General features: G+C 48.4%; 2 protein-coding genes. Both read left to right on the forward strand.

Annotated features, from left to right (window positions below):
- Positions 1-216: 216 nt before the first annotated feature.
- Positions 217-960, forward strand: coding sequence for a prepilin-type N-terminal cleavage/methylation domain-containing protein (locus tag WAZ62_RS06310; protein WP_422642664.1), 744 nt, complete (start codon positions 217-219; stop codon positions 958-960).
- 11 nt (positions 961-971) lie between these two features.
- Positions 972-1,767 (forward strand): GDSL-type esterase/lipase family protein (locus tag WAZ62_RS06315; protein ID WP_422642665.1); only part of this gene is annotated, 796 nt, incomplete at its 3' end.

A 1,767-nucleotide genomic window follows, 5' to 3' on the forward strand; every position in this document is an offset into this window, starting at 1 on the left:
GTGCTAAAGTGCTAAAGTGCTAAAGTGCTAAAGTGCTAAAGTGCTAAAGTGCTAAAGTGCTAAAGTGCTAAAGTGCTAAAGTGCTAAAGTTCTAAAGTTCTAAAGTTCTAAAGTTCTAAAGTTCTAAAGTGCTAAAGTGCTAAAGTGCTAAAGTGCTAAAGTGCTAAAGTGCGGGAGTTTTATGTTCATAAATAAATGGCATCTGGAAAAGGAGGCATGATGAGAATCCCTGAATTAAAAATCCGGACAAGTAAAATATGTCCTTCCGGGAAATATTTTACACTTATCGAGCTCCTGGTAGTAATTGCGATCATCGCGATTCTCGCGGCGATGCTGCTTCCGGCATTGTCCAGCGCCAAGGAAGTGGCAAGGCAGTCCCTATGCGCTGGAAATCTGAAACAGGCAGGAACTTCCGTCGTCATGTATTCCTCCGATTATAATAATCTTGCCGCTGCACGGCGGGGCAGTGCGGGTTCCTGGTATCCGACATTCTACATGGACTACCTCAACTGGGATGTCGTACATTGCCCGAGCTATAAATACGTGGAAAAAAATGCGTGGTGGGGAACCTACGGGATGAGATCGATGACTCAGGCCAACAGATTCCTGGATCCTGCTTTCTACTATGTAAACCTGACGGACGGAAGCTATTTCTTTGGTACGCTGATGAATAAAATACAGAGGTCCGACGATTATATCATGCTGGGTGATACGATGAGTCCCGCTCTGGGCTACGCCTGCCAGGTCTATGTCCTTCCTGAAAATATTGTCAATTCCGAGGCCGGCTGTCTGATGGGTATTCATGCAAGGCATAATACCGTGGCGAACATCGTATTTGCCGACGGGCATGCGGAAGGAAGCAATGCCTCCAGGATAAAAGAAGCGTGGATGAGGGAAATACCTGGACTCACACCTGTCCAGATATACAACAAAATCGGTTCAATCGTCAGTTTAAACTAGGGATTCGGCATATGAAAATAAATCTTCCTGTCCCCTCATCCGTCTTATTCTTCTCCCTCCTTGCCGTCTTGCTTTTCTGCCAGAATCTTTACGCCAAAGAAGACGGTCTCGTAGGTCGTTGGACATTTGACAAGTCCGCCAATGCCGCAGAAGACAGTTCAGGGAAGAACAACTCAGGAAAGGCAGGAGCGGCTGATGTACAAAACAATCCCGCATGCGTCCCGGAACAGCGTACTGACTGGAGCGGGCCTGTGACCAAGATGTGGATAGACAAGGCCGCCAAGCAGAAGGCTGCCGAGGGGAGCATAGATGTCCTCTTTCTGGGAGATTCCATAACGCAGCTGTGGATGAAAGACGACAAATGGCCTAATGGGCAGAAAGTCTGGGACAAGAACTACAAGCCCCTGAAGGCGGTCAATTTCGGAGTCGCCGCCGACAGGACGGATCATCTCCTCTGGAGGATCGGCAAAGGAAAGATGATCGAGGGACTCACCCCAAAAGTATGCGTCCTGCTAATAGGAGTCAACAACCTTTTAGGCTGGCAGGGGCGCCAGGGAGGAGACACCCCGGAGAACCTAGCCGCAGCCATCGGCCTGATACTGGACAACCTGAAAAAGCAGATGCCGGACACAAAAATACTTCTGCTCGGAATATTCCCTGCCCTAGAGCCTGACGCCCCCGTCAGAGATAAAATACTCAAGACAAACAAGCTCGTATCCTCACAGGCTGACTTCAAGAAGATCTTCTATCTGGACATAGGGGAAAAATTCCTGGTTCCCGACGGAAAAATCGACAAGGAAATAATCC

This window comes from Zavarzinia sp., assembly GCF_049306435.1.
Taxonomy (GTDB): Bacteria; Pseudomonadota; Alphaproteobacteria; order Zavarziniales; family Zavarziniaceae; genus Zavarzinia.

Bases quoted from the DNA above. Each gene is read 5' to 3' on its own strand.
- WAZ62_RS06310 (WP_422642664.1), top strand. From the start codon at position 217: ATGATGAGAATCCCTGAATTAAAAATCCGGACAAGTAAAATATGTCCT.